Source organism: Pseudomonas sp. AC169 (genome assembly GCF_979258515.1).
On record NZ_OZ409866.1, the window covers coordinates 919,934 to 945,174 of the forward strand.

The 25,241-nt window shown below is 56.1% G+C and carries 18 protein-coding genes, 3 tRNA genes and 3 rRNA genes; 8 read left to right on the forward strand and 16 right to left on the reverse strand.

From position 1 onward, the window contains the following. Positions 1-726: 726 nt before the first annotated feature. The gene (locus tag ACZZ0G_RS04140; protein WP_463555397.1) at positions 727-3,621 is read left to right on the forward strand and encodes a ribonucleoside-diphosphate reductase subunit alpha; all 2,895 of its coding nucleotides are present in this window, start codon (positions 727-729) and stop codon (positions 3,619-3,621) included. Positions 3,622-3,882: 261 nt separating this feature from the next. Here ACZZ0G_RS04140 and flgE read toward each other — a convergent pair whose 3' ends face one another. The 6 genes from flgE to ACZZ0G_RS04170 all read right to left on the reverse strand — a co-directional run bounded on the left by flgE (position 3,883) and on the right by ACZZ0G_RS04170 (position 9,027). Continuing rightward, positions 3,883-5,223 carry a flagellar hook protein FlgE gene (flgE, locus tag ACZZ0G_RS04145; RefSeq protein WP_463555398.1) on the reverse strand — a complete coding sequence of 447 codons (1,341 nt, stop codon included), beginning with the start codon at positions 5,221-5,223 and terminating at the stop codon, positions 3,883-3,885. Positions 5,224-5,254: 31 nt separating this feature from the next. Beyond that, positions 5,255-5,980: a flagellar hook assembly protein FlgD gene (gene flgD, locus ACZZ0G_RS04150; protein WP_463555399.1), complete on the reverse strand. Its 726-nt coding sequence runs from the start codon at positions 5,978-5,980 to the stop codon at positions 5,255-5,257. A gap of 15 nt (positions 5,981-5,995) precedes the next feature. Continuing rightward, a complete protein-coding gene (flgC, locus tag ACZZ0G_RS04155) occupies positions 5,996-6,439 on the reverse strand; it encodes a flagellar basal body rod protein FlgC (RefSeq protein WP_463555400.1) in 444 nt (147 codons plus the stop codon). Positions 6,440-6,442: 3 nt separating this feature from the next. Continuing rightward, positions 6,443-6,853 (reverse strand): flagellar basal body rod protein FlgB, encoded by a 411-nt coding sequence (gene flgB / locus ACZZ0G_RS04160; protein ID WP_463555401.1) that lies wholly within the window; start codon positions 6,851-6,853, stop codon positions 6,443-6,445. A gap of 367 nt (positions 6,854-7,220) precedes the next feature. Next, complete coding sequence (cheR, locus tag ACZZ0G_RS04165; protein WP_463555402.1) at positions 7,221-8,048, reverse strand: protein-glutamate O-methyltransferase CheR; 828 nt, start codon at positions 8,046-8,048, stop codon at positions 7,221-7,223. Positions 8,049-8,094: 46 nt separating this feature from the next. Further along, a complete protein-coding gene (locus tag ACZZ0G_RS04170; RefSeq protein ID WP_007917585.1) occupies positions 8,095-9,027 on the reverse strand; it encodes a chemotaxis protein CheV in 933 nt (310 codons plus the stop codon). A gap of 82 nt (positions 9,028-9,109) precedes the next feature. Between ACZZ0G_RS04170 and flgA the strand changes: the two genes are divergently transcribed. The 4 genes from flgA to ACZZ0G_RS04190 all read left to right on the forward strand — a co-directional run bounded on the left by flgA (position 9,110) and on the right by ACZZ0G_RS04190 (position 11,697). Continuing rightward, positions 9,110-9,871 carry a flagellar basal body P-ring formation chaperone FlgA gene (gene flgA, locus ACZZ0G_RS04175; protein ID WP_081265242.1) on the forward strand — a complete coding sequence of 254 codons (762 nt, stop codon included), beginning with the start codon at positions 9,110-9,112 and terminating at the stop codon, positions 9,869-9,871. A 148-nt stretch (positions 9,872-10,019) separates the two neighbouring features. Continuing rightward, positions 10,020-10,346 carry a flagellar biosynthesis anti-sigma factor FlgM gene (gene flgM, locus ACZZ0G_RS04180; protein WP_007960324.1) on the forward strand — a complete coding sequence of 109 codons (327 nt, stop codon included), beginning with the start codon at positions 10,020-10,022 and terminating at the stop codon, positions 10,344-10,346. Between the two features lie 48 nt (positions 10,347-10,394). Beyond that, complete coding sequence (locus tag ACZZ0G_RS04185) at positions 10,395-10,862, forward strand: flagella synthesis protein FlgN (RefSeq protein ID WP_463555403.1); 468 nt, start codon at positions 10,395-10,397, stop codon at positions 10,860-10,862. 88 nt (positions 10,863-10,950) lie between these two features. Continuing rightward, positions 10,951-11,697: a flagellar brake protein gene (locus tag ACZZ0G_RS04190; RefSeq protein WP_038369504.1), complete on the forward strand. Its 747-nt coding sequence runs from the start codon at positions 10,951-10,953 to the stop codon at positions 11,695-11,697. Positions 11,698-11,771: 74 nt separating this feature from the next. Here ACZZ0G_RS04190 and ACZZ0G_RS04195 read toward each other — a convergent pair whose 3' ends face one another. From ACZZ0G_RS04195 to ACZZ0G_RS04210, 4 genes are all read right to left on the reverse strand, one after another. Continuing rightward, positions 11,772-13,157, reverse strand: coding sequence for an MFS transporter (locus ACZZ0G_RS04195; RefSeq protein ID WP_463555404.1), 1,386 nt, complete (start codon positions 13,155-13,157; stop codon positions 11,772-11,774). A 69-nt stretch (positions 13,158-13,226) separates the two neighbouring features. Then, positions 13,227-14,468 (reverse strand): glutamine synthetase family protein, encoded by a 1,242-nt coding sequence (locus tag ACZZ0G_RS04200; protein ID WP_463558818.1) that lies wholly within the window; start codon positions 14,466-14,468, stop codon positions 13,227-13,229. Positions 14,469-14,668: 200 nt separating this feature from the next. Beyond that, a complete protein-coding gene (locus ACZZ0G_RS04205; protein WP_463555405.1) occupies positions 14,669-15,361 on the reverse strand; it encodes a sensor histidine kinase in 693 nt (230 codons plus the stop codon). Then, on the reverse strand, positions 15,358-16,962 hold the full coding sequence (locus ACZZ0G_RS04210) for a tetratricopeptide repeat-containing response regulator (RefSeq protein WP_250605910.1): 1,605 nt from the start codon (positions 16,960-16,962) through the stop codon (positions 15,358-15,360). Before ACZZ0G_RS04210 ends, ACZZ0G_RS04205 begins: the two co-directional genes overlap by 4 nt. A gap of 282 nt (positions 16,963-17,244) precedes the next feature. Between ACZZ0G_RS04210 and ACZZ0G_RS04215 the strand changes: the two genes are divergently transcribed. Next, on the forward strand, positions 17,245-18,522 hold the full coding sequence (locus tag ACZZ0G_RS04215) for a lysozyme inhibitor LprI family protein (protein WP_463555406.1): 1,278 nt from the start codon (positions 17,245-17,247) through the stop codon (positions 18,520-18,522). Positions 18,523-18,742: 220 nt separating this feature from the next. Here the strand turns inward: ACZZ0G_RS04215 and rrf are convergent. The 6 genes from rrf to ACZZ0G_RS04245 form a co-directional block, all read right to left on the reverse strand. Continuing rightward, positions 18,743-18,858, reverse strand: a 5S ribosomal RNA gene (rrf, locus tag ACZZ0G_RS04220). A gap of 152 nt (positions 18,859-19,010) precedes the next feature. Beyond that, positions 19,011-21,904, reverse strand: a 23S ribosomal RNA gene (locus ACZZ0G_RS04225). Positions 21,905-22,150: 246 nt separating this feature from the next. Then, positions 22,151-22,226, reverse strand: a tRNA-Ala gene (locus ACZZ0G_RS04230). Between the two features lie 30 nt (positions 22,227-22,256). Next, positions 22,257-22,333, reverse strand: a tRNA-Ile gene (locus ACZZ0G_RS04235). An 81-nt stretch (positions 22,334-22,414) separates the two neighbouring features. Beyond that, positions 22,415-23,951 (reverse strand): 16S ribosomal RNA (locus tag ACZZ0G_RS04240). The 16S, 23S and 5S rRNA genes sit together here with 2 tRNA genes alongside, the layout of an rRNA operon. Positions 23,952-24,626: 675 nt before the next feature. Next, a tRNA-Arg gene (locus tag ACZZ0G_RS04245) sits at positions 24,627-24,703 on the reverse strand. A 45-nt stretch (positions 24,704-24,748) separates the two neighbouring features. Here ACZZ0G_RS04245 and ACZZ0G_RS04250 point away from each other — a divergent pair. Together ACZZ0G_RS04250 and ACZZ0G_RS04255 are read left to right on the forward strand one after the other, a co-directional pair. Next, a complete protein-coding gene (locus ACZZ0G_RS04250) occupies positions 24,749-24,955 on the forward strand; it encodes a hypothetical protein (protein WP_463555407.1) in 207 nt (68 codons plus the stop codon). A gap of 47 nt (positions 24,956-25,002) precedes the next feature. After that, on the forward strand, positions 25,003-25,236 hold the full coding sequence (locus tag ACZZ0G_RS04255) for a hypothetical protein (RefSeq protein ID WP_463555408.1): 234 nt from the start codon (positions 25,003-25,005) through the stop codon (positions 25,234-25,236). The last annotated feature ends 5 nt before the right edge of the window (positions 25,237-25,241 follow it).

Genomic DNA, 25,241 nt, shown 5'->3' on the forward strand with positions numbered 1-25,241 from the left:
TTCGCGAGCAGGCTCGCTCCCACAGTTTCAGATCCTCCCGTGCTTTTGTCATGTTTCGGGAGGATAAGAATGCCTGCACAGGGGCCGATTGTATAAACGGCGTACAGCCAGAACACAAGTCGGTAAATGCGTTCGGATACGGCGGTTTTTTGTGATAGGGTTCGCGCCCTTAAAAATCCGCTGAAGCGTTTTTCCCAGTGAAAAAACAGTGACAGACGGTCTAGCTCAGCAGGTTCGCGGCCTACACGCGAATTCCGGATTTCTTACACAATTTACGCACAGGTTTATCCACAGCTAGTACGTTGCAAGCACCCTTGAAACGCATTATCTTGTAGCACGGCGCGAGGAGAGACCCTACATATGGGGTTTTCCGCTCAAACGCCCAACCACATTTAGGACCTGAAACTCAAGTGCTTTATTGCCAGTTTCCGGTTGAACCAAGCAAGTTTTTCAAAGCCCAAACCGCACTTGCGGATGGCACCGTTTTTTAGGCCGGAAACGACCGGAACGGTACGGGTGTTGCAGTCATTACTGTCACCCTGAAAGGAGTTTGGCCCGAGCCTTGGCTCGGCGCCAAAGACTTCGGCAAGGATGCGGCGTTACAAGCCTTTTTCCTACTGTTCCGAAGTTGTTACGCCGACGTTTGTCGGTTGCAGTGCTTCGGTACAGAACGGTGAGCACCATGACGGTGCCAAACAAACATAGAGAATGTGGAGACCACCCCCCATGCAAACCGACACAACTCGCGAGAACCCGCAGGGCACCTTGCCGCAGGCCGCCGATTCGAATTCGGATCTGGCAGCCACCGCGCCTGGTCAACTGCGCGTGATCAAGCGCAATGGCACTGTCGTTCCTTACACCGATGACAAGATCACCGTCGCTATCACCAAAGCGTTCCTCGCAGTTGAAGGCGGTACCGCTGCCGCTTCGTCGCGAATCCACGACACTGTTGCGCGTCTGACCGAACAGGTCACCGCGACCTTCAAGCGTCGCATGCCGTCGGGCGGCACCATCCACATCGAAGAAATCCAGGACCAGGTCGAACTGGCCCTGATGCGTGCCGGCGAGCAGAAAGTTGCCCGCGACTACGTGATCTACCGTGACGGCCGTTCGAAAGAACGCGCTGCCCACGCCCCGGCCGAAGAAGCAGTCAACGCGCACCCGTCGATCCGCATCACCCGCGCTGACGGCAGCCTGGCGCCGCTGGACATGGGCCGCCTGAACACCATCGTCACCGAAGCGTGCGAAGGCCTGGAAGAAGTCGACGGCGACCTGATCCAGCGCGAAACCCTGAAAAACCTGTACGACGGCGTGGCCCTGACCGACGTCAACACCGCCCTGGTGATGACCGCCCGTACCCTGGTTGAACGCGAGCCGAACTACTCGTTCGTCACCGCCCGCCTGCTGATGGACACCCTGCGTGCCGAAGGCCTGGGCTTCCTTGGCGTGGCCGAAAGCGCCACTCACCACGAAATGGCCGACCTGTACGCCAAGGCACTGCCGGCTTACATCGCCAAAGGTATCGAGTTCGAACTGCTGAACCCTGTGCTGGCTTCCTTCGACCTGGAAAAACTGGGCAAGGCGATCAACCACGAGCGCGATCAGCAATTCACCTACCTGGGCCTGCAAACCCTGTACGACCGTTACTTCATCCACAAGGATGGCGTGCGTTTCGAACTGCCGCAGATCTTCTTCATGCGCGTGGCCATGGGCCTGGCGATCGAAGAGAAGCAGAAAGAAGACCGTGCGATCGAGTTCTACAACCTGCTGTCGTCCTTCGACTACATGTCGTCGACTCCGACCCTGTTCAACGCCGGTACCCTGCGTCCACAGCTGTCGAGCTGCTACCTGACCACCGTGCCGGATGACCTGTCGGGCATCTACCACGCGATCCACGACAACGCCATGCTGTCGAAATTCGCCGGTGGCCTGGGCAACGACTGGACGCCTGTTCGTGCTCTGGGCTCGTACATCAAGGGCACCAACGGCAAGTCGCAAGGCGTGGTTCCGTTCCTGAAAGTGGTGAACGACACCGCCGTAGCCGTTAACCAGGGTGGCAAGCGCAAAGGCGCTGTGTGTGCCTACCTGGAAACCTGGCACATGGACATCGAGGAGTTCATCGAACTCCGCAAGAACACTGGTGATGATCGTCGTCGTACCCACGACATGAACACTGCCAACTGGATCCCTGACCTGTTCATGAAGCGTGTCTTCGATGACGGCAAGTGGACCCTGTTCTCGCCATCCGAAGTTCCGGACCTGCACGACCTGACCGGTAAAGCTTTCGAAGAGCGCTACGAGTACTACGAAGCCCTGACCGAATACCCAGGCAAGGTCAAACTGTTCAAGACCATCCAGGCCAAAGACCTGTGGCGCAAAATGCTCTCCATGCTGTTTGAAACCGGCCACCCATGGCTGACTTTCAAAGACCCGTGCAACCTGCGCAGCCCGCAGCAGCACGTCGGCGTGGTTCACAGCTCGAACCTGTGCACCGAAATCACCTTGAACACCAACAAGGACGAGATCGCCGTCTGCAACCTGGGCTCGATCAACCTGCCGAACCACATCGTCGATGGCAAGCTGGATACCGCCAAGCTGCAACGCACCGTGAACACCGCTGTGCGCATGCTCGATAACGTTATCGACATCAACTACTACTCGGTGCCACAAGCGAAGAACTCCAACTTCAAGCACCGCCCGGTCGGTCTGGGCATCATGGGCTTCCAGGACGCTTTGTACCTGCAGCACATCCCTTACGGTTCCGACGCTGCCGTCGAGTTCGCCGACAAGTCGATGGAAGCGGTCAGCTACTACGCAATCCAGGCGTCCTGCGACCTGGCTGACGAGCGCGGTTCGTACGAGACGTTCCAGGGTTCGCTGTGGTCCAAAGGCATCCTGCCGCTGGATTCGCAACAGATCCTGATCGAGCAACGTGGCCAGAAGTACATCGATGTCGACCTGAACGAAACCCTCGACTGGGCACCGGTTCGCGCCCGTGTACAGAAAGGCATTCGTAACTCCAACATCATGGCCATCGCACCGACCGCGACCATCGCCAACATCACTGGCGTATCGCAGTCGATCGAACCGACCTACCAGAATCTCTATGTGAAATCGAACCTGTCGGGCGAATTCACCGTGATCAACCCGTACCTGGTTCGCGACCTCAAGGCTCGCGGTCTGTGGGACTCGGTCATGATCAACGACCTGAAGTACTACGACGGTTCGGTTCAGCAGATCGAGCGCATCCCGCAAGAACTCAAAGAGCTCTACGCGACCGCGTTCGAAGTGGACACCAAGTGGATCGTTGACGCGGCCAGCCGTCGTCAGAAGTGGATCGACCAGGCCCAGTCGCTGAACCTGTACATCGCCGGCGCATCGGGCAAGAAGCTCGACGTGACCTACCGCATGGCTTGGTACCGTGGTCTGAAAACCACTTACTACCTCCGTGCCCTGGCCGCGACCAGCACCGAGAAGTCGACCATCAACACCGGCAAGCTGAACGCTGTTTCCAGCGGCGGCAACCACGGCGACGATTCGGTTCTGGCAGCCCCTGCCGGTCCTGCTCCAGTGCCAAAGGCTTGCGCAATCGACGAGCCGGATTGCGAAGCTTGCCAATAAGCTGAGCGTGTTCAGGTGTTGCAAGACACCTGAATGAGAAACCCCCGACAGACCTCTGGTGTGTCGGGGGTTTTCTTTTGCCCGAGAGAAAAAGCCCTTCCCTCTCATGCCTGTCGTATCTGACAACCCTGAGTGTCCAAGTGAACGGAGGCAGAGTGAAGACTTCCGGCACAACTGTTCCGCAGAACTACCGCCCCCCTTACCACGCCCACAAAAAAGCCCCTCGAAACGAGGGGCTCCTGGGTACGACTCAAACCAGAATCAGGTCATCTGAATGATGGTCTGCATGATGGTGCTCTGAGTCGAGATAGTCTTGGCGTTCGCCTGATAGTTGCTCTGGCCCTTGATCAGGTCCACCAGCTCATTGGTCAGGTTCACGTTCGACTCTTCCAGCGAGTTGGACTGAATGGAACCCAGTGTGCCGGTTTCCGGAGCGTCATAACCCGGGATGCCCGAAGCGAAGGTTTCCTTCCAGCTGGTGCCGCCTACTGCTTGCAGACCTTGCTCGTTGGTGAAGCTGGCCAGGGCAACCTGGCCGATCGCCTTGTTCTGGTTGTTGCTGAAGTTGGCGAACAGCGTACCGGTGCCGTCGATGGTCAGGTTGGTGATCTGGCCAGTGGCGTAGCCATCCTGAGTCGGGATGGTACGCGAGGTATCCGCGTTGTACTGAGTGGTCTTGGCCATGGAAACGGTCACGCCATTCGGGTTGGCAGCTGCGCCGTTAGGTGTAAAGACACCATTGGTCACTGTGCCTGGCTTCCAGTTCATCAGGGTCAGATCGCTGCTGATCACCGGAGGATCACCTGCAACCGCGGCAGGCGTGCTGACCTGGAGCAGTTTGCCGGCAGAGTCGAATGTCAGGGTCGATGCAATCGGAGGGGTGGCAGCGTTGGCTGGATCACTGCCGGTGGCATCCGGATTGCGTCCGTCGACCAGGGTGTACACCTTCCAGGTGTTTTCGCCCGTCTTCACGACGTACTGATCCATGTTGTGCTTGTTGCCCTGCGTGTCATAGATCGGGGTGCTGAACGACTCGGTGTAAGTCTCGACCTTGGACGGATCGAACTTGACAGCGGTGGCGCCAGTATCAACGATCACTGGTGCCGACGAGTTCAGGTTGATGCTCGAAGCCACGGCGGAAGTGGACTTTGGCGCCAGGTTCGAGGTGTCGATCTTCAGGTCGGTCAACACGCCCTTGACAATCTTGCCGCTGGAATCCACAGCGTAACCTTGCAGGCGCGAGGTGTAATCGGTGTTGGTGATGAAACCGGCGTCGTCGACTTTGAAAGTACCGGCACGGGTATAGGAAATCGAGCCGTTGTTGCTCATGGTGAAGAAGCCGGAACCATTGATACCCATGTCCAACACGTTGCCGGTGTTGTTGATGTCACCCTGGGTGAACTGCTGGGAAACGTTGGCCAGGCGCACACCGTTGCCGATGACTTTGCTGCCGGTGCCCAGACGGGTCGCCGAGTAAACGTCTTCGAATTCTGCACGGGACGATTTGAAACCGGCGGTCGCGACGTTGGCGATGTTGTTGCCGGTCACGTCCAGTTGTTTGTTGGCTGCATAGAGACCGCTAAGGCCGATATTGAAAGACATATTCCACTCCTTTGTTGCCGGTTAGTCGGCTCTATATACCAATGGTTTGTACTTTGGACAGGGCAACGGAGCCCTTGCCAGCGAGGTTGAGCATCAGCTCACCACCGGTCTGGCTGATCGTCACGCTGTTGACTGTTGCCGGCAGGTAAGTTGCCAGATCGGTCGCCGTACCGTTGATCGGTGCGTTGGCCTTGAAGGTGTAAGTGCCGACCGGCACCACAGTGCCGCTGGTGTCCTTGCCATCCCAAGTGAAACTGGCGGCGCCAGCGGCGCGGCTGCCCAGGTCGATGGTGCGAACAGTCTTGCCATCCTTGTCGGTGATGGTCACGGTGCCACCGGCGATGGACGATGGCACAGTGACCGAACCGGTCAGGCCTTTGGTCGGATCGTCGAGCTGCGCGGTGTTGGTCTGCACGATGACGTTGCGACCGACCAGCGACGACGCCTGCAGCGCCTGCGACGAGTTGTAATTGCCGGCCAGGCCGCTCACGGTGGAGTTCAGCGTGGTGATGCCTTCAAGGCTGCTGAACTGCGCCAACTGGGCAACGAATGCGCTGTTGTCCTGTGGATCGAGCGGGTTCTGGTTTTTCAGCTGGGTAACCAGCAGTTGCAGGAACGCGTCCTTGCCCAGCGCTTGACCGCCAGTGGCACTGTTGGTCGCCGAAGCGATGCCGCCCGTCGTGGTGCTGCTGGTCTTCGTCGAGTTAGCGAGGATGTCCTTCAGGCTCGGCGTGCTGGTGGTATCGGTAACACTCATGGCAGTCGCCCCTTATTACTGACCGAGGGTCAGCACCTTCTGCATCATGGTTTTGGCGGTGTTCATCATTTCGGCGTTGGTCTGGAACGAACGGCTCGCGGATATCATGTCAGCCATTTCTTCCACCACGTTGACGTTCGGGTAGTAGACGTAGCCTTTGGCGTCAGCCGCCGGATGGTTCGGCTCGTAGCGCGCTTCGAGGTTGCTCTGGTCTTCGACCACGCCGAGTACCTGCACGCCTTGACCGGCGGCGTCCTGGCTCTGGAACAGCGAGTTGCTGCCGTTGTTCTGGCCGCCCTGGAACATGGTGGCGAATACCGGGTGACGGGCGCGGTAGGTCTGGTCGATGCTCGACGAGACGGTCTCGGCGTTGGCGATGTTCGAGGCCACGGTGTTCAGACGCGTGGTTTGTGCGCTCATGCCGCTGCCGGCAATGTTGAAAACGCTGGACAGGGACATGGATTACTCTCCGCGCAGGGCTGACACCAGCCCTTTGAATTTGCTGTTGAGCAGGGTGAAGCTGGCCTGGAAGCCGACGGCGTTTTCCGCGTAGTTCGACTGTTCCAGTTGGGCGTCCACGGTGTTCTGGTCGATCGAAGGCTGCATCGGCGTGCGATACATCAGCGACTCGTCGCCGTTGCCCAAGCCTTCAGCTTCGATGTGACGGCTGTTGGTCATGTTCAGGGCAAAGTTGCCACCGCTTTTGGTTTTCTCGGTCTGTGCTTCGAGCACTTTGGAGAAGTCCAGATCCCGAGCCTTGTAGTTCGGGGTGTCGGCGTTGGCGATGTTGTTGGCCAGCACTTCGGCACGCTGGGCGCGGAAGCCCAATGCCTTTTCGTGAATGCCGAGCGCTTTATCGAAGCTGATGCTCATGTCGGGAACCTTCAGGTGACCGGTTTTTCGTAACTGAGCTTTAGCAAGCGTCGTGCCAAACCATAAAACCCCCATAAACCGGGGCTTTGCGGGACGTCGGCAAAGCGGCAATGCCAGAAAAGCGGCAACCGGTTTCCGCCGGATGCCGCTTTTCTGCCGCTTGCCGTCCCATCACTATCACCGCCGGACAACTGTGGGAGCGAGCTTGCTCGCGAAGGCGGCGTGTCAGTCGCCAACTGTTTTACTGACAGACCGCTTTCGCGAGCAGGCTCGCTCCCACAGGGGGGTGTGGTGTTCGTGGAAAATAATTGGGGCATAAAAAAACGGGAGGCTTTAAGGCTTCCCGTTTTTTGTGTTGCCGCTGCAATCACTTCGCCTGGTAAATGATCCCCGGGCTGCACTGAACCATCTGGTAATGGTCCGGCAAACCGTTCAGCGCTTCAGAGGCGCCAAGGAACAGATAACCGCCCGGCTTCAACGTACTGTGAATGCGCAACAGGATGTCTTTCTTCACTTCGGCTGAGAAGTAGATCAACACGTTGCGGCAGAACACGATGTCGAATTTGCCCAGCGCGGCATAGCTGTCGAGCAAGTTGAACGAGCGGAACTCCACTCGGTTCTTGATCGGCGCCTTGATCACCCAGCGACCCGGCCCTTTCGGGTCGAAGTAGCGCTGCAAACGATCGGCGGACAAACCGCGACCGATCGCCAGGCTATCGTACTCGCCGGTCTTGCAGTTGTTGAGCATCAGGCCGGACAAATCCGTGGCGACAATCTGCACGCCCATCTTCAGCTGACCGAGGTTAGTGCGCTCGAACTCGTCGATCGACATCGACAACGAGTACGGCTCCTGACCCGATGAGCACGCTGCCGACCAGATCCGCAGACGCTGGTTGGGGCTGGCCTTGATCGCTTCAGGCAGCACCTTGTTCTTCAAGACTTCAAACGGATAGGTGTCACGAAACCACAGGGTTTCGTTGGTCGTCATGGCATCGACCACTTGCTCGCGCAACCCGCTGCGCGGCTGGGTCTGGATGCGCTGAACCAGCTCACCCAGGGATTTGATGCCTTGCTGCTCCATCAGTTTGTTGAGACGGCTCGAGACCAGGTACTGCTTGTTTTCACCGAGCAAAATGCCACAGGCTTTTTCCAGGAAGACCCGGAACTGTTCGAAATCCAAATTACCCGTAGACAATGATGCCGCCTCTTAAATCGTGTTGACCGCCAGGAGCAAAGCGCTCCTAGCTGATATCTGCTGCTTTGATCCGGTCGACTACCCGGGATGCCAGGTCATCAGGGCGGAATTTGGCCAAAAAGTCATCGGCACCGACTTTCTTGACCATCGCCTGATTGAATACCCCCGACAACGAAGTATGCAGGATGATATGAAGCTTTTGCATGCGTGCGTCGCCGCGGATTTCCGCCGTCAGGGTGTACCCGTCCATCTCCGGCATCTCGATGTCGGAAATCATCATCAGGAACTCTTCTTCCGGCTTCTTGCCCTCATCGACCAGCTTGCGCAGGTAATCCAGCGCTTGCTTGCCGTCGTTCAGCGCCACCACTTCGACACCGATCGTTTGCAGACAACGCGTAACCTGCTTGCGCGCCACCGACGAGTCATCGACCGTCAAGACACGCAACGACAATGCCTTGGTCTGGGTCTCGACATCGACCACGCCCACCGAAATCGCTTCCGGTGTCGGCGCAACTTCCGCCAGCACTTTCTCGACGTCGATGATTTCGACTAACTGATTGTCCACCCGAGTCACAGCGGTCAGGTAATGATCGCGACCCGTGCCCTTGGGTGGTGGATGAATCTCTTCCCAGTTCATGTTGACGATGCGCTCCACCGAGCGAACCAGGAAACCCTGGGTCTTGGTGTTGTACTCCGTGATGATCACGAACGGGTTGTTCTTGTCCTTCAACGCTCCGGAACCGGTGGCCATTGCCAGATCAAGGATCGGAATGGTCGCCCCCCGGATATTTGCCACCCCGCACACGACAGGACTGGACTTGGGCATCAACGTCAGCGACGGGCACTGCAACACTTCCCGTACCTTGAACACGTTGATTCCGTAGAGCTGCTGACCGTCAAGACGGAACAACAACAGCTCCAGGCGATTCTGCCCCACCAGTTGCGTGCGCTGGTTCACCGAATCCATTACACCAGCCATGCCCAGACTCCTACACCAACGCCAAGTGTTGTTGCGACGCACATTCATTGCTAAACGGCACGGCGCTTGCTTTTTAACTCGTATGAACGCTCAAACGACATTTTTCCGACACCTGACATCCCGCGCTCGCAAAAGCCTTTGCGCGATGTCAGCCGTCTGCTGCTTTTTCGCTGGCAGCCCTGCCATTGCTGATGCGGTTACCTTGCCTGACATGCTTATCGGCGTCACTCAGGGCTTTCTTGAGTTCACCGTAGAAGACTATCTGGCTACCAGTCAAACGGAAGGCCGCTACGAAATCGAAGTCAACCAGCTCGACCCCCGTATGCGCATGCCTATGTGCGACAAGGAATTGACAGCGACTTTGGAGAGCCCGGCACGTCCATTGGGCCGGGTTACCGTGAAGGTCCGCTGTGAGGGCGCCTCGCCCTGGACCGTGTTCGTGCCCGCTCAAGTCCGCCTGTTTCGCGAGATCGTGACGACCACCCGGCCGCTGAAACGCGCAGGGATTATCGAGCCTCAGGACGTGACCTTGCGTGAACGCGATGTGAGCACGATCAACCAAGGCTTTCTGACTTCGGTAGACGAAGCGATCGGACAGAAATTAACCCGACCAACGGTCGCCGATCAGGTCATTACCCTGGTGCATCTGGAACAGGCCGAAGTCGTGCGCAAAGGCGATCAAGTGGTGATCACCGCCCGCAGCGGCACACTCGCCGTGCGAATGCCCGGTGAAGCCCTGGCCAATGGCGGTTTGAAAGAACAGATCCGCGTGAAAAACCTAAACTCGCAACGGGTCATCAAGGCGCAAGTCACCGCGCCCGGCCAAGTGGAAGTGGCGATGTAGAAAACTGGCGCTAGCCCCGGCTGTTCCCTAAACTGTGCCGCAGCAGGACACGCGCCGGCGCATGCAAGGCTCATTGCAAATGTGCCTAAAGTTTTCCAGGGGATGGCCGAAAACATGGCAAGCGTCCAAATTCCCAGAGGTTTTTATCATGGTCATCGATTTCAGCCGTTTGAACAGCTCCTCGTCACTTACGGGCAGTACACGTACCAGCAACGCCAAGGAAACCGCCGAAACCGGCACCTCCGCGCCGCTGAATACCCCGGCCGAACAGGCCAGTACCGCAAAAAGCGGGGAATCGGTACACCTCAGCAATGAGGCTCAACAGTTGCAGAAGGTCACTGACAAGCTGCGCGATCAACCTGCTGTCGACAAAGCCCGTGTGGCCGAGTTGAAAGCCGCGATTGCCGATGGCAGCTATAAAGTCGACAGCAACCGTGTAGCCAGCAAACTGCTCAACTTCGAAGCCCAGCGCTAGGCTTTTGCCGGCGCCAGGCTTTTGGACGCTTAAAACCCAAGGCCAGCCATGCACGACACTAATTTATTGCAACTGATCAACGACGACTTTGCTCCAGCTCAACAATTGCTGGATTTACTGCAAACCGAATCCCTCGCCTTGCACGGTCGCGACATGCCGTTGCTGGAAGAAATTCTGGCGCACAAACAGGCGTTGATCATTCTGCTTGAACAGCATGGCCGCAAGCGCAGTGAAATCCTCGCCAGCCTCAACCTGCCGACTGATCGTACAGGTCTTGAGCAACTGGCCGGCCAGTCGAGCATTGGCGATCAACTGCTCAGCCAGGGCGATGCCCTGACCGATCTGATCGCTCAATGCCAGGCGGCAAACGTCAAGAATGGCCAGTCGATCCAGATCCAGCAGGCCGCTACGGCCAATCAGCTGAAGATCCTCACGGGTGGTGAAGCGCCGGCGCTGTATAACGCCAGCGGCACTTTTGCCAAACCCGCCGTACCGCGTCCGCTCAGCCAGGCATGAGCCGTTGATGCGCCAGCTCTATCAACCCGCGGAACATGCTGGCAAAATGCTGGCTAGTCGTCATATTTTGTCTGGAGATTGATAAACCGTGTCCAACGCCCTCAGCGCGGATGATGCTCCGCAGCCCCCTAAGGTGCTTACCACGCCACTGGAAATCTCCAGCAACCTGCGCCAGCTGCAAGAAAGCCACGATCCACTGATCATCACCTTCCATGAGCGCAGCCAGCGCTTCCAGAGCTACCTGATCAAAGTCGACCGCGACAGCGCTTCGATCGCGCTGGACGAGATGATCCCCCGTGACGGCGAACGCTTCCTGCTGGCCGGTGAGCCGTTCAAGGTTGAAGGTTTTCATGAAGGCGTTCGCATCGCCTGGGAATGCACCGGCACGCTGAATATCGAAGAATCCGACGGTGATCGCTTCTACACCGGCGAGCTACCGACCGAAGTGGTTTACCACCAGCGCCGCAACGCTTTCCGCGCCGCGCTGAAACTGACGGATCTGGTCAGCGTTGAACTGGGTGGCGAAAAGCTCAAGGCACCGATCAACGGCAAACTGCTGGATATCTCCGCAACCGGCTGCAAGCTGCGTTTCGAAGGCGATATCACTGATCGCCTGCAACTGGGTCAGGTTTATGACCGTTTGATCGCCCCGCCACTGTTCGGCAACCAGCCAACCTCCGTCGAACTGCGTTATCTGCACTTCGAAGAAAAACTCAACATCACCTTCGCCGGCCTGCGCTTCCACAACATCAGTGGTCAGGCAGCGCGTAACGTCGAGCGTTTCGTGTATCAGTTGCAACGTGAAGCACGCCGTTTCGACAAAGACGACATGTGATTCGCAGCGACCAATAAAAAAGGGCAGCCCCTGGTGGGACTGCCCTTTTTTATGCGCGGTGTTTTTTATTCAGATCAAGGTCTGCCGCCACTGATATCCGGTGCAGGCTTGTCGTTGCCGCTATCCGGTTCGGCGTCTGCCGCAGGTTCTGGCTGAGTATCAGGTTCGGGCTCGGGACTCACCGGCGTCTGCACCGGGTCCTGCACCATCTGCTCCTGCACCACTTGCTCATCTACGCGAGGATCGAGGGCGGCCACCAACGGCGAGCTGGACATGCTGTCGGGCATGGCCACGTGATGCAACGGCGCATCGTCGACCTGATGCAGATTGGTCACGGCTTTCGGCCGGATCCGCCACACCAGCACCAGCGCGAAGAAGCTGAAGAAGGCATACAGGCTCTGACTGCCGAACAGCTTCATCAGCACACCCGCGAGCAACGGTCCGATACTCGCGCCGACCCCATAGGTCACCAGCAGCATCGCCGTCAACGAAACCCGGCGATCACCCTCGACGTGGTCATTGGAGAACGCCACCGCCAGCGGATACAGACAGAACTGCACCAGTGAACAGAGGAAGCCAACCCCGAACAGCACCTCGAGCGGAACCTGCGGCAGCACCGCCAACGGCAACGCCGCCACCGCCAGGAAGCCGGCAAAGCAGCGGATCAGCAGCGCCCGGTCGTAACGATCGGACAACCAGCCCAACGGCCACTGCACCAGCAAACCGGCAAAGATGCAGCTACCCATGAACAGACCGACCTGCTCGGTCGACAATCCCTGCTGCGAGGCATACAGCGGCGCCAGACCATAAAACGAACCGATGATCAAACCGGCACCGAGCACCGTACTCAGCGACTGCGGCACGCGCTTGATAAAGAAACGCGGCTCCATCGGTGCCGGATGCAAGGGTGCCGGGTGAATCCGTCGAGTCAAGGTCACGGGCACCAGGCACAGCGCGAAGCACAGCGCGACCAGCATCAGCAGTTCCAGGCCCAAGCCCGGATGCATGACCAGAATCAGTTGGCCGAGCACCAGGCCAAGGTACGAGGCAATCATGTAACCGCTGAACACCAGGCCTCTTTGATTGGCGTCGGCCTGCTCGTTGAGCCAGCTCTCGATCACCATGTATTGGCACATCATGCCCAGACCGACGATGGTCCGCAGCACCAGCCACGCCGGCAGCCAATCAACCAGTCCGTGGCCAAGCACTGCCGCCCCGACGATCCCGGCACAGGCTGAATAAGCACGGATATGCCCGACCCGGGCGATCAGTCGGTGACCGATCTTGCCGCCCAGCACCAGGCCGAAATAGTTGGCCGCCATCAGCGCACCGACCCAGAGACCGTCGACATTGTCAGCGGCCAGACGCAATGCCAGATAAGTGGATAGCAGGCCCGAGCCGATCAACATCATCAGCGAGGCGAAATACAGCGCTCGAAAGGATTTCCAGATTTGGCGCATCGGCGTTCCGAGCGGCTCCTTGCAGTAAAGACCGGACTATCAAAACGATAGTCCGATGGCGACAGTTCGTCAGGCCTGGGCTGCTAGAACACGCCGTTCCCAGGGAGTGATTTCATCAAAGAAGCTGGTCAACTCCATGGTCTTCGAAGCGATGTAGCCTTCGATGAACTCCTGTCCGAACAGTTCCCTCGCCAATTGGCTACGCTTCAGACGTTCGAGGGCGGCATGCAAAGTACATGGCAACGAAAGATTGTCCGGCACCTCGAACTCGCCCTGAATCGCCTCGGTCGGTTCCAACTCGTGCTCGATCCCATGCAAACCGGCGGCCAGACTGGCAGCGATTGCCAGATACGGATTGGCATCGGCGCCCGGCAAACGGTTTTCAACCCGCCGCGCGACCGGCGAACTGGCCGGAATGCGCAGCCCGGCCGCGCGGTTGTCGTGGGACCAACAGGCGTTGTTTGGCGATGCATACGGATGGCACAGACGCTGATAGGAATTCACGTTGGGTGCAAACAGTGCGGTGAACTCAGCCATGCCTGCCTGCTGCCCACCGATGAAATGGCGGAACATCGCTGTCGGCTGACCCTGCTCATCACTGAAGACATTCTTGCCACTGTTGCTGTCGACGATGCTCTGGTGAATGTGCATCGAACTGCCCGGCGTGTGCGCCAGCGGTTTGGCCATGCACACCACGGTAAGGCCGTGCTTGAGCGCAACTTCCTTGAGCAGGTGCTTGAACAGGAACGTCTGGTCGGCCAGCAGCAGTGGATCACCGTGCAGCAGATTGATCTCGAACTGGCTGACACCCATTTCATGCATGAAGGTATCGCGCGGCAGACCGAGAGCCGCCATGCATTTATAAACTTCGTTGAAGAACGGCCGCAGACCGTTATTGGAACTGACGCTGAACGCCGATTGGCCGTCCTCACGACGACCATCAAGACCTACTGGCGGCCGGAACGGTTGAGTCGGATCAGTGTTCGGCGCGAAGACGAAGAATTCCAGTTCGGTCGCCACTACTGGCGCCAGGCCGCGTGCGGCGTAACGAGCAATGATCTTTTTTAGCTGACCACGGGTTGAGAGGTTTGAGCTTTCGCCGGTCAGCTCATCGGCATCGCAAATGGCCAGAGCACGCGGTTCGTCGCTCCACGGTAATGCATGGATCTGGGTCGGTTCGGCAATCAACGCGAGATCACCGTCATCGCTGCCGTAAAACCGCGCAGCCGGGTAACCGCCCATGATGCATTGCAACAGCACGCCCCGCGCGAGTTGCAAACGCCGCCCCTCGAGGAAACCCTCGGCGGTCATCACTTTGCCGCGCGGTACGCCATTCAAATCCGGCGTAACACATTCAATCTCATCAATGCCGGTCAATCGCTGCGCGAGTGAACGCTGGCCATCGGTTGTCATGACGCAATCCTTGTTATTGTGCGAGCCGCGAACGGCGACTCGTACAAAATAGGCTCCGGCTGTTCGGAATATCAAGCAGCGTCAAACAAAAACCCGTGTCACGGCAGATAAAGGCTGAACACCCCGCCGCCAAGCGGGCCGCCATTGCGGATTTCGGTGCGACCTCCGACGCCATTGCGCTGATGCAACGCCGCGATTTGGTTAGCGAAGTACAGGCCAAGCCCGGTGCTGCCGCTGCTGTGATTGATGCCTTGCACATAGTCGGCCTGACGTTCGAGCATCTCGACCGGATAACCTTCGCCGTCGTCATTGATGCTCAGCACCCATTGCCCGGCTTCGTCGCTGACGGTGATCAGCAACGATTCGCGGGCATAGCGAATCGCATTGTTGATGCAGTTGCCGAGCACCGAGGCAATCAGCTCACGGTCGAAGAAACCCAGTGGACTCAGCGGGTCGACCTCATAGGTGGCGACGATGCCGCGACTGGCAAACACTTCTTGATGCGCCGCCAGTTGCGCCTCGATAAAGTCATCGAGTTCGTGATACGCCGGTTGCAGCGGCAACTGATTGACGCCGAGTTTGTACAACCCGAGCAACTGCACCAGCATGCCATTGAGGTGAGCGAACTCGAAGTCGATCACGCCCTGCTCGGTGCCTTGCCGTTGCGCCTCAGGCAAGCGCGCCAGCCATTGGCTGTGGGCCTGCATCAGCATGGCCAGCGAGTTCTTCATGTCGTGGACGGTGGAGGCGATCACCGTGGAAAAATCCAGAGATTGCTCGTCGTGGTTCATTCGCCAAACGCCTTGCTTTTCAGCTTCTGATAACGCGCAAAACGCGCGTCGGTGTCGGGCATCAGGCCGACCATTTTCAGGCAGGCCCGACATTCTTCCAGCTCCGCCGACGGCACACTGGTGTCAGTGCCGTGCAGCAGCGACTGGGCCATGTTCAGCGCGATACTGATGTTCTTCGGTTGCATCTTCAGCGCCTTGCGGAAGACCTCGCGGGCCTCAACAAGATTGCCGGTCTTGTACACGCGCACGCCCTGACGGTTAAGGTCAGCGGCGGCGTTGCTCGAGCTGAGAATAGTCGGGTCATCGGTGAGCTTGGCGATGTCTTTCATCACCGCCGGATCATCACCGTAGATCTCCGCACAGCTCTTGAGCATCGAGGTGCCCGCCTCGGCCTGACCGAGCATCTGCAATTGCTTGGCAACCAGCAGCGCCGCTTCCGGACTCATGAATTGCTCCATGCCGTCGAGGCGCATCAGCGCTTGTTCGGTGAGTTTGTCAGCGGTTTCGGCATCGTTGAGCAGCAGGCTGGTAGCTTTCATCAGACGCGCGCGAATCTGCAGGCCGGGGTCGGTCGGGTTCTCTTTGGCCACCGCACTGAGGGTGGTGTTGATCTCCAGCCGCGTACGCGTGTCGAGGCCGCGCTCACTGCCCTTGCTGATCAAAGCATGGGCCAGACCAAGGTTGCTTTCCGGGTCCTTGAAGCGCGACTGCGCGCCTTGCGCCACCGCTTGACGATAGGCGCGCGAAGCCGTGTCGAAATCTTCGTTGGCCATCGCCAGTTTGCCCAGCAACGCCTGGCGACGCACCGCCAGCGGCGAGAGACGGATCGCCTCTTCCAGCACCCGTTGCGCACCTTTGGTGTCGCCCTCGGAAACCAGCACGTCGGCCATGCCGTCATACAGTGCCGGCATCATCGGGAACACCTTCAAGGCTTTCTCATAGACGCCTTTGGCCTGGGCGACCTGGCCGCGTTTGAACAGCAACTTGCCCAGTCCGGCAAACGCCCACGGCAACGGTCGGTCAGCGATGATGCTGTCGTAAAGGCGTTCCAGCGCTTCGTTCTGGTTCATGTCGCGCAGCGCATCGGCACGGTAGCGCAGGCACAGCGGCGAATAGCGGATGTCCTGCTTGCACAGGGCGATGCAGGCATTGAGCACTTCGACCGGTTTGCCACGGTCGAGGGCTTGCAGAATCGGTTTGAGCAACGTCTTGCGCTGCTCCAGACGCTCCAGCCGCTGGGCCAGACCCGAACGGTTGAACGGCTTGGTCAGGTACGCATCCGGCTCGTGCTCGAGGGCGCTGAGCACCATTGCCTGACTGGTCTCGGCGGTGACCATGACGAACACCGCTTCATGGCTGATGAGCTTTTCCGACATCAGATCTTCAAGGACCTGCTGGCCGTTCTTCTTGCCATCGCCGAGATGGAAATCCTGCAGGATGAAATCGTAGGATTTCTGTGCGCACATCTTCAGCGCCTGCTCACCGGTGTCGGCCGTGTCGACGTCCTTGACCCCAAGCTCACGCAGCATCGAACGCACGGAACTGCGGAAATCCGAGAAATCATCGACGATCAGAAAACTCTTTTGGTGATACGACAGCATCGAAGATTTCCAGGCAATTGAAGTGAGGGCAATTTCAGGCGCGCAGATGATAGCTGGCGGCCAAATGCTATCAAGCGATTTCGCGCGACTTTTAAGTCACCGAATGGGTTATCGGCCAGAAGTGCTGTTCCCTGAAGCCGGCGCTTCAAGATTCCTCTCCCAGCCTTTACCCTGCGCACCAGGACAACCTCCCACTACAAGGCTTCGATCGTGTACATCAAAGGACGCTGCATCGTTTCCGCCTGCGCTCTGCTATTTGTTCAGCAGGCAATGGCGGCTGGAATGGATTGCACAAAAGCGGCGAATGCCGTCGAAAACACTGTTTGCGCGAACAAGTCGTTGTATGACCTGGATGCGCAGATGGGTGTGGTTTATCGGGATTTACTCAAAGCCTCTGCTCCCGCACAAGCTGAACTCAAGCGCACTCAACGGCTGTGGTTAAAAGCCCGCAATGAATGCGCCGAAGACGTTTCCTGCCTGGATCAGCAATATCGCGAGCGCCTGCAAGTGTTGCACGCGCAGTGGCAGGCAGCGGTTGCCTATCAACCGGATGACCTCGATAGACAGGCACTGGACGATCTGCAAAAGCGCATTCAAGCCGCCAGTAAAGATGATCCAGAATTTGCGCTGGATCGGGTACTCGCCGCGCTGGCCGTGAAAACTCCTGCAGGCGGTTTTCACGGCGAGGCCAGTGCAGAGGACTCGTTGATAACACACTTTCCGACATCGCAGCCCGAAGGCGTTGGTGCCGATGAATGGCGAGCGCTGACCGCCTCCCGGATCAATGACGCCGCCGAAACCGGCCTGACCTCTTATACCTTGCAGGATCTGGATGGCGACGGGCAGCGCGATCTGATCGTAAAAACCTACGCCGGAGGCACCGGTCTGTTCACTTATGTGGAAACCTGGCGGCGCGACGGCGAAAGGTTCGTCAAACGATCTGTTGAGTCCGAAAGTTCGCTGTTCTACACCAATGATCGCGGTGCCAATCAATCAGTGGACTGGATAAGCCTGCGCGGCAAAACCTATGCGGCTTATCGAAACAGCGAGTACGGCGTTGATCGGGTCTACTTGCTCAACCCGCTGAAAATCAACGTCCAGATCCCTACGCTGACGATTCGTTATCGCTATGACCTCGACGTGCCTGTGCTACAGCACAAAGATGACGGCAACAGCACGTTTGAACTCGAACGCGATCTGCACCGAGCGCTGAATCTGGCCGTGGCCAAAGTCAATGAAACCACCGCTATCCCTTCCAAAGAACCGCTCTGCCCTATTCCGGCGACCGGCGCCGGTGAAAACGATTACTACAGCTTTGGCCCGGCGCATTACAGCATTGAAAAAGTCGCGGACTTGCCGGTCTTCATTGGCAACGATTGTTACATCGGCGCCTTGATCGACTGGTTCGGCAGTTACAGCGAAAAGAATGGCTTGTTCGCGCAACTGGCATTGCGTAAACCGGATAGCGAGGACGGTAGCCGTACATACCAAGTTTACGGTCGCCGACACATCACCGAAGTCAGCACTTCAATCGGTAAAGTTGAGCTGAACGGAGGTTAGCCGCGTATCTGCTGTGATATCGAAAATCAATCGTGCCGTGGCGGCTCGCCGTGGCAGTTCATCGGTTGACGGTAATGCAAAAAAGCCCCGTCGCAATTTCCAACGCGACGGAGTTCTAAATTTGAACTTGATGATCTTCACAAACTTTTATCACAGATAAACTTTCCTGCGGGCAAAACAAAACCCCAATTGCTTTCGCAATTGGGGTTTCGGAATTTAATCTTGACGATGACCTACTCTCACATGGGGAAACCCCACACTACCATCGGCGATGCATCGTTTCACTGCTGAGTTCGGGATGGGATCAGGTGGTTCCAACGCTCTATGGTCGTCAAGAAATTCGGGTACTGAGTCGTGGCCTTGTGGCCTCGCTTCAGCAAATTGGGTATGTGACAGCTAGGTGTTTTGTGAGTCTTTCGAACTTTCGGTTCATTTCGTCTTCACACACCGCAATCTGGTCTCTTCGACGCAAATTGCTTGGGTGTTATATGGTCAAGCCTCACGGGCAATTAGTATTGGTTAGCTCAACGCCTCACAGCGCTTACACACCCAACCTATCAACGTCGTAGTCTTCGACGGCCCTTCAGGGAACTCAAGGTTCCAGTGAGATCTCATCTTGAGGCAAGTTTCCCGCTTAGATGCTTTCAGCGGTTATCTTTCCCGAACATAGCTACCCGGCAATGCCACTGGCGTGACAACCGGAACACCAGAGGTTCGTCCACTCCGGTCCTCTCGTACTAGGAGCAGCCCCTCTCAAATCTCAAACGTCCACGGCAGATAGGGACCGAACTGTCTCACGACGTTCTAAACCCAGCTCGCGTACCACTTTAAATGGCGAACAGCCATACCCTTGGGACCGGCTTCAGCCCCAGGATGTGATGAGCCGACATCGAGGTGCCAAACACCGCCGTCGATATGAACTCTTGGGCGGTATCAGCCTGTTATCCCCGGAGTACCTTTTATCCGTTGAGCGATGGCCCTTCCATACAGAACCACCGGATCACTAAGACCTACTTTCGTACCTGCTCGACGTGTCTGTCTCGCAGTCAAGCGCGCTTTTGCCTTTATACTCTACGACCGATTTCCGACCGGTCTGAGCGCACCTTCGTACTCCTCCGTTACTCTTTAGGAGGAGACCGCCCCAGTCAAACTACCCACCATACACTGTCCTCGATCCGGATAACGGACCTGAGTTAGAACCTCAAAGTTGCCAGGGTGGTATTTCAAGGATGGCTCCACGCGAACTGGCGTCCACGCTTCAAAGCCTCCCACCTATCCTACACAAGCAAATTCAAAGTCCAGTGCAAAGCTATAGTAAAGGTTCACGGGGTCTTTCCGTCTAGCCGCGGATACACTGCATCTTCACAGCGATTTCAATTTCACTGAGTCTCGGGTGGAGACAGCGCCGCCATCGTTACGCCATTCGTGCAGGTCGGAACTTACCCGACAAGGAATTTCGCTACCTTAGGACCGTTATAGTTACGGCCGCCGTTTACCGGGGCTTCGATCAAGAGCTTCGCGTTAGCTAACCCCATCAATTAACCTTCCGGCACCGGGCAGGCGTCACACCCTATACGTCCACTTTCGTGTTTGCAGAGTGCTGTGTTTTTAATAAACAGTCGCAGCGGCCTGGTATCTTCGACCGGCATGAGCTTACGGAGCAAGTCCTTCACCCTCACCGGCGCACCTTCTCCCGAAGTTACGGTGCCATTTTGCCTAGTTCCTTCACCCGAGTTCTCTCAAGCGCCTTGGTATTCTCTACCCAACCACCTGTGTCGGTTTGGGGTACGGTTCCTGGTTACCTGAAGCTTAGAAGCTTTTCTTGGAAGCATGGCATCAACCACTTCGTCACCCAAAGGGTAACTCGTCATCAGCTCTCGGCCTTAAGATCCCGGATTTACCTAAGATCTCAGCCTACCACCTTAAACTTGGACAACCAACGCCAAGCTGGCCTAGCCTTCTCCGTCCCTCCATCGCAATAACCAGAAGTACAGGAATATTAACCTGTTTTCCATCGACTACGCTTTTCAGCCTCGCCTTAGGGACCGACTAACCCTGCGTCGATTAACGTTGCGCAGGAAACCTTGGTCTTTCGGCGTGGGTGTTTTTCACACCCATTGTCGTTACTCATGTCAGCATTCGCACTTCTGATACCTCCAGCAAGCTTCTCAACTCACCTTCACAGGCTTACAGAACGCTCCTCTACCGCATCATCCGAAGATGATACCCGTAGCTTCGGTGTATGGTTTGAGCCCCGTTACATCTTCCGCGCAGGCCGACTCGACTAGTGAGCTATTACGCTTTCTTTAAAGGGTGGCTGCTTCTAAGCCAACCTCCTAGCTGTCTAAGCCTTCCCACATCGTTTCCCACTTAACCATAACTTTGGGACCTTAGCTGACGGTCTGGGTTGTTTCCCTTTTCACGACGGACGTTAGCACCCGCCGTGTGTCTCCCATGCTCGGCACTTGTAGGTATTCGGAGTTTGCATCGGTTTGGTAAGTCGGGATGACCCCCTAGCCGAAACAGTGCTCTACCCCCTACAGTGATACATGAGGCGCTACCTAAATAGCTTTCGAGGAGAACCAGCTATCTCCGAGCTTGATTAGCCTTTCACTCCGATCCACAGGTCATCCGCTAACTTTTCAACGGTAGTCGGTTCGGTCCTCCAGTTAGTGTTACCCAACCTTCAACCTGCCCATGGATAGATCGCCCGGTTTCGGGTCTATTCCCAGCGACTAGACGCCCTATTAAGACTCGCTTTCGCTACGCCTCCCCTATTCGGTTAAGCTCGCCACTGAAAATAAGTCGCTGACCCATTATACAAAAGGTACGCAGTCACAGAACAAAGTCTGCTCCCACTGCTTGTACGCATACGGTTTCAGGATCTATTTCACTCCCCTCTCCGGGGTTCTTTTCGCCTTTCCCTCACGGTACTAGTTCACTATCGGTCAGTCAGTAGTATTTAGCCTTGGAGGATGGTCCCCCCATATTCAGACAAAGTTTCTCGTGCTCCGTCCTACTCGATTTCATGACTAAGAGATTTTCGCGTACAGGGCTATCACCCACTATGGCCGCACTTTCCAGAGCGTTCCGCTAATCTCAAAGCCACTTAAGGGCTAGTCCCCGTTCGCTCGCCACTACTAAGGGAATCTCGGTTGATTTCTTTTCCTCAGGGTACTTAGATGTTTCAGTTCCCCTGGTTCGCCTCTTGCACCTATGTATTCAGTACAAGATAACCATCTTATGATGGCTGGGTTCCCCCATTCAGACATCTCCGGATCAAAGTCTGTTTGCCGACTCCCCGAAGCTTTTCGCAGGCTACCACGTCTTTCATCGCCTCTGACTGCCAAGGCATCCACCGTATGCGCTTCTTCACTTGACCATATAACCCCAAGCAATCTGGTTATACTGTGAAGACGACATTCGCCGAAAATTCGAATTTCTCAACTAAGAGAACTCACAAATTTTACCTTAGCCTGATCCGTTACCAGTGAAAGTAACGTTCAGTCTATCTTTCTATCACATACCCAAATTTTTAAAGAACGAACTAGTCAAAGACTAGAAATCAACATTCACCATCACAACGATGGAATGCTCATTTCTAAGCTTTATACAAGAGAAGCAGTAGTGGTGGAGCCAAGCGGGATCGAACCGCTGACCTCCTGCGTGCAAGGCAGGCGCTCTCCCAGCTGAGCTATGGCCCCGTATTTCTACAGGCGTTTCCCACACAAAATTGGTGGGTCTGGGCAGATTCGAACTGCCGACCTCACCCTTATCAGGGGTGCGCTCTAACCAACTGAGCTACAGACCCAATTTCGGGCTGCTTCTATCGTCTTCTTCAATGAATCAAGCAATTCGTGTGGGAACTTATGGAGCAGCTGATGCCGTCGATTAAGGAGGTGATCCAGCCGCAGGTTCCCCTACGGCTACCTTGTTACGACTTCACCCCAGTCATGAATCACACCGTGGTAACCGTCCTCCCGAAGGTTAGACTAGCTACTTCTGGTGCAACCCACTCCCATGGTGTGACGGGCGGTGTGTACAAGGCCCGGGAACGTATTCACCGTGACATTCTGATTCACGATTACTAGCGATTCCGACTTCACGCAGTCGAGTTGCAGACTGCGATCCGGACTACGATCGGTTTTATGGGATTAGCTCCACCTCGCGGCTTGGCAACCCTTTGTACCGACCATTGTAGCACGTGTGTAGCCCAGGCCGTAAGGGCCATGATGACTTGACGTCATCCCCACCTTCCTCCGGTTTGTCACCGGCAGTCTCCTTAGAGTGCCCACCATAACGTGCTGGTAACTAAGGACAAGGGTTGCGCTCGTTACGGGACTTAACCCAACATCTCACGACACGAGCTGACGACAGCCATGCAGCACCTGTCTCAATGTTCCCGAAGGCACCAATCCATCTCTGGAAAGTTCATTGGATGTCAAGGCCTGGTAAGGTTCTTCGCGTTGCTTCGAATTAAACCACATGCTCCACCGCTTGTGCGGGCCCCCGTCAATTCATTTGAGTTTTAACCTTGCGGCCGTACTCCCCAGGCGGTCAACTTAATGCGTTAGCTGCGCCACTAAGAGCTCAAGGCTCCCAACGGCTAGTTGACATCGTTTACGGCGTGGACTACCAGGGTATCTAATCCTGTTTGCTCCCCACGCTTTCGCACCTCAGTGTCAGTATCAGTCCAGGTGGTCGCCTTCGCCACTGGTGTTCCTTCCTATATCTACGCATTTCACCGCTACACAGAAAATTCCACCACCCTCTACCATACTCTAGCTCGACAGTTTTGAATGCAGTTCCCAGGTTGAGCCCGGGGATTTCACATCCAACTTAACGAACCACCTACGCGCGCTTTACGCCCAGTAATTCCGATTAACGCTTGCACCCTCTGTATTACCGCGGCTGCTGGCACAGAGTTAGCCGGTGCTTATTCTGTCGGTAACGTCAAAATTGCAGAGTATTAATCTACAACCCTTCCTCCCAACTTAAAGTGCTTTACAATCCGAAGACCTTCTTCACACACGCGGCATGGCTGGATCAGGCTTTCGCCCATTGTCCAATATTCCCCACTGCTGCCTCCCGTAGGAGTCTGGACCGTGTCTCAGTTCCAGTGTGACTGATCATCCTCTCAGACCAGTTACGGATCGTCGCCTTGGTGAGCCATTACCTCACCAACTAGCTAATCCGACCTAGGCTCATCTGATAGCGCAAGGCCCGAAGGTCCCCTGCTTTCTCCCGTAGGACGTATGCGGTATTAGCGTTCCTTTCGAAACGTTGTCCCCCACTACCAGGCAGATTCCTAGGCATTACTCACCCGTCCGCCGCTGAATTCAGGAGCAAGCTCCTGTCATCCGCTCGACTTGCATGTGTTAGGCCTGCCGCCAGCGTTCAATCTGAGCCATGATCAAACTCTTCAGTTCAAACATCTTTGGGTTTTTAAGAAACCCTAAACTTGGCTCAGCAATCGTTGGTTACATCTTTGATTTCTCGCGGAGTAACTTGTGATGCTGATAATCTTGTTGACTATCAGTCTGACTCCACAAGCACCCACACGAATTGCTTGATTCAGTTGTTAAAGAGCGGTTGGTTAAGATCTTTCGTCTCAACCGAGGCGCGCATTCTACAGCAGCCTCATTTGCTGTCAAGTGATTATTTTCAGAAGTTTTCGAAGAATTCTTCAACAACTTCAACCACTTGCGCTTACGATCTCTCGTCAGCGGGAGGCGAATTCTACAGCGTTACACGCTGCTGTCAACACCTCTTTTTCAACTTCCTTCTGGCTTCGATGAACTGAAGCAACCTGCTGCCGAAACCTACATAACTCATTGAATCTCAAGGAGTTTTCCGTTTCGACTGCGCCGGAAGTGGGGCGAATTATAGACATCCTGAATCTGCCGTCAACCGTTAATTTCAGTTTTCTATCGAAACGCCTGAAAATGCCTGCTTATATAGGCACACCTAGGGATATCCAAAAAATTATCGAGAAAGCGGGAAAGACATAAGGAAGCTCAAGCGCAATGCGACCCCAAACACTCAGACGAAATGCTTATCGTTTTGAGCAGCATGAGGCGTAAAGAAGAAGGACAAACAATAGATGGTGTCCCAGGGCAGGTTCGAACTGCCAACCTTCCCCTTAGGAGGGGGATGCTCTATCCAATTGAGCTACTGAGACACACGGTTGTCGCGGACAAGGAATGCCATACGACGGACGGCGTGCATGTTAACGGCCAAGCCGGAATTTGTCATGTCGTCCGCCGGCCTTTTTAAGTGTAGGCAGGCATCCTGCAGCATTGCGGGAAGTTTTACCGTGCATTTTGCACTCTCCCAAAAAGCCATCATTGCAGATTGCAATTCGACCGAACTGAAAAAACCACACAAGCACTTGTTTTTAAAGGACTTAGCAATAGGTAGACTGCTGGCATGAGGACTGCTTTGCTTGCTCTTATAAAAGAGCAATCGGAGCATCAACTCATGAACCGCACCCTCTTGCTGGCAAACGCAATTGCTCTAGCCATCTTAGCGACCTCCCACTTCGTCCCCGAGGATAGGGCAGCGGAACCCGTCACTCAGCGCATGCCACATTATTTACAGGTGCAGAAAACGCCTCAATGGGCAGTGTTGAGCGATGAACGCAGCGCCACCAGTCAACGCATCAGCGAGCCTGGAGTGGCTCAAGCGCCGACAACCGAACGATTGGTTTTTTGAAATAC